Annotated in this window: 6 protein-coding genes; 3 read left to right on the forward strand and 3 right to left on the reverse strand. The window is 54.2% G+C overall.

Going from position 1 to position 2,646, the window contains the following annotated elements:
- A partial coding sequence (locus AAAC48_RS02070) for a PLP-dependent transferase (protein WP_340652577.1) occupies positions 1–212 on the forward strand: 212 nt, incomplete at its 5' end.
- A gap of 1 nt (position 213) precedes the next feature.
- On the opposite strand, the gene AAAC48_RS02075 is transcribed toward AAAC48_RS02070, so the two are convergent.
- Positions 214–552: an MmcQ/YjbR family DNA-binding protein gene (locus tag AAAC48_RS02075; RefSeq protein WP_340652578.1), complete on the reverse strand. Its 339-nt coding sequence runs from the start codon at positions 550–552 to the stop codon at positions 214–216.
- Positions 553–721: 169 nt separating this feature from the next.
- Between AAAC48_RS02075 and apaG the strand changes: the two genes are divergently transcribed.
- Positions 722–1,114, forward strand: coding sequence for a Co2+/Mg2+ efflux protein ApaG (apaG, locus tag AAAC48_RS02080; protein ID WP_340652579.1), 393 nt, complete (start codon positions 722–724; stop codon positions 1,112–1,114).
- Positions 1,114–1,410 carry a hypothetical protein gene (locus AAAC48_RS02085; protein WP_340652580.1) on the forward strand — a complete coding sequence of 99 codons (297 nt, stop codon included), beginning with the start codon at positions 1,114–1,116 and terminating at the stop codon, positions 1,408–1,410. Before apaG ends, AAAC48_RS02085 begins: the two co-directional genes overlap by 1 nt.
- Here AAAC48_RS02085 and AAAC48_RS02090 read toward each other — a convergent pair whose 3' ends face one another.
- Both AAAC48_RS02090 and AAAC48_RS02095 read right to left on the reverse strand, forming a co-directional pair.
- Complete coding sequence (locus AAAC48_RS02090) at positions 1,411–1,623, reverse strand: alkylphosphonate utilization protein (RefSeq protein WP_340652581.1); 213 nt, start codon at positions 1,621–1,623, stop codon at positions 1,411–1,413.
- Positions 1,624–1,640: 17 nt separating this feature from the next.
- Entirely contained in the window at positions 1,641–2,627 is a 987-nt protein-coding gene (locus AAAC48_RS02095; RefSeq protein ID WP_340652582.1) for an Hsp33 family molecular chaperone, read from the reverse strand.
- Positions 2,628–2,646: the final 19 nt, after the last annotated feature.

A 2,646-nucleotide genomic window follows, 5' to 3' on the forward strand; every position in this document is an offset into this window, starting at 1 on the left:
AGAACGCGCTGGAAATCATCCAGATTTCCAACAATCTCGGCGATTCAAAGAGCTTGATCACGCATCCGACCACGACAACGCACAAGAACCTCACGGATGAGGCGCGTGCTGAACTCGGTATTTCCGACGGCCTGCTGCGCCTCTCTGTCGGCCTTGAAGACGTAAACGATCTCATCGAAGATCTCGATACAGCGCTTCGGGCCGCTAATTAGCTCAAAGTGCAAGCCGCGCCGAAATTGATTTCGGCGCGGCTTTCTTCCAGGCCATAGCCATGGCATGTCTCACCATCTCCGGATCGGCATGATCAAGAATGACGAAGGTCGATCCTTTTTCGCCCCAGCTTCCCGGAACAGGCTCGAACATCTCTCCCGACGTTTCGCGCACGAGCGCCTGATCACCGCGTGTCAGCAGTAGAACACCGCACTGCTTTTCAGGGCGGAGGGTTGCGAATATCCTTCCGTTCACCCGAAAATCCGTCGTATTGAAATGGCTTGCCTGAATGCTTTCCGGAAAGGAAAGCGCCATTTTGGCAAACTCTTCCAAAGTCATCATGGCGAGTTCCTTCTAGTCTGACCACACTTCACTTCAATATTGGTAATAAAAGTTGCGGTTCACGAAGGTTTTAATTCAATCCTATATCAGAACGGTTGACGCGATGGCCTTGAGTCGCGATATCAGGGACATTAGAGCAAGGCCAAGTTTGCTCTAACAGAGAGTAGGTATGTACAAAGCTATTACACGCGATATCGAAGTGACCGTCGAGCCATTCTATCTGGAGGAACAATCCAATCCGGAAGAAAATCGCTATGTGTGGGGTTACCGGATTACCATTTCCAATGAATCCGAGAACACGGTCCAATTGCGCGCTCGCTACTGGAAAATCACCGACGGAAATGGCCATGTCGAAGAAGTGCGCGGCCCTGGCGTGATCGGCGAGCAGCCCATTCTCGACCCAGGCGATAGTTTTCAATACTCGTCCGGATGTCCTTTGACGACGACATCCGGCGTCATGGTCGGCCGCTATTCGATGCAAACCGACACGGGCGAGCGCTTCGATATCGAGATTCCGGCCTTTTCGCTTGACCTGCCCGATCAGTTACGGACATTGAATTGATGACCGAGATTGAGCGTACACAATCGCCTTATTTGAAGGCTCTTGCCTGTTCAGCCATCGCGTTCGTGGTTGCGATCGGCGCCTATTTTCTCGGCTACACCTTGCCCAGTTTCAAGTCGCAAGCCGAAGCTGCCAGCCAATTGTTGGCCCTCGTGCTGGTTCCCGGTCTTATCGTCGGCTTGCTGGCGAAGAAATCCACCCGGGCATGGCCACTTTGGCTGATCGTCTGCGCATTTATCGTTATCCTCATCGTGGTGACCGTTACCCACGAAGTGACTGCACCAATGCGGGCCTGATCAGGCTTTCTTCAGAAATTCTGTCTTCAAAACCAGGCCCTTGACCTGCTTGGTGTTGCACTCGATTTCGCCTTCACGCCCGTTCAACCTTATATTCTTGACGAGTGTGCCACGTTTGATCGTCTCGGATGTACCCTTGACCTTCAAATCCTTGATCAAGGTCACGCAATCGCCGTCGTGAAGCTCGGTACCGTTATTGTCTCTCACTTCCATCCTGGCATTCCCGATCGCTAGTTCTTCGGCAGAAATTCTGCCGGATCGAATTCATACTGCGTCGAGCAGAATTCACAGGTTACGCTGATCATGCCCTCTTCGATGCTGTCGGTGATCTCCTCGGCAGTGAAGCCAGAAAGCACACCGGCGATCTTTTCACGCGAGCAGGAGCAATCATCATTCACCGCAACGGCATCGAAAACCCGCACGCCGCGTTCATGGAACAGGCGGTACAATAGCCTTTCCGCGCCGACCTGCGGATCGGTCAGTTCCGAGCTTTCGATGGTTGCGACGAGCGCTTTAATCTCGGCCCAGTCGTCATCCTCGACGAGATTGTCGTCATCCTCATCAACATTCGGCTCGTCACCAGCTGGAAGGTCACGCTGGCGCATGCGCAGTTCCGAATCAGGCAGGAATTGCACGATCAACCCGCCAGCACGCCACTGCTCGACGGGCTTGCCATCTTCACCGCGCTCAATGAGCTTGGCGACGGACAGCCGGACGTCCGTCGGTATCTGCTCCGACTGACGGAAATAGGTCTTGGCAACTTCTTCGAGATTGGAACCGTCGAGCGCAACGATACCCTGATAGCGCTGTGTGTATTCACCCTGATCGACTGTGAGTGCCAGCGTTCCGCTGCCCATCAGCTCTTCCTGCGAGATTTTATGCGCCGCCATCGCTTCAGCCAGCCGCTCTTCATCGTATCGCGCATAGGCGCGAACCGAATTGGGCGTGCGGAAGTCAACCACCAGCATGTCGACCGGACCATTGGACTGCGACTGGAAGATAAACTTGCCGTCAAATTTCAGCGACGTGCCAAGCAGCACGGTAAGGACGATTGCCTCTGCGAGGAGCTTGGCGACCGGTTCCGGATAATCGTGACGGCTCAGAATATCGTCAAGCGTCGCCCCTAACTGGACCGCGCGCCCGCGTGCATCCAGGTTGGCGACCTGAAATGGAACGACGGCATCATCACCGGCAAAAATATACTCGTCGCTACGCATTGTGGTATCAGACACTGGG

The organism is Phyllobacterium sp. (assembly GCF_037994405.1).
Classification (GTDB): Bacteria; Pseudomonadota; Alphaproteobacteria; order Rhizobiales; family Rhizobiaceae; genus Phyllobacterium.

Coding starts and splice junctions, on each gene's coding strand:
- AAAC48_RS02095 (WP_340652582.1), bottom strand. CDS start 2,627: ATGCGTAGCGACGAGTATATTTTTGCCGGTGATGATGCCGTCGTTCCA.
- apaG (WP_340652579.1), top strand. CDS start 722: ATGTACAAAGCTATTACACGCGATATCGAAGTGACCGTCGAGCCATTC.
- AAAC48_RS02085 (WP_340652580.1), top strand. CDS start 1,114: ATGACCGAGATTGAGCGTACACAATCGCCTTATTTGAAGGCTCTTGCC.
- AAAC48_RS02075 (WP_340652578.1), bottom strand. CDS start 552: ATGATGACTTTGGAAGAGTTTGCCAAAATGGCGCTTTCCTTTCCGGAA.
- AAAC48_RS02090 (WP_340652581.1), bottom strand. CDS start 1,623: ATGGAAGTGAGAGACAATAACGGTACCGAGCTTCACGACGGCGATTGC.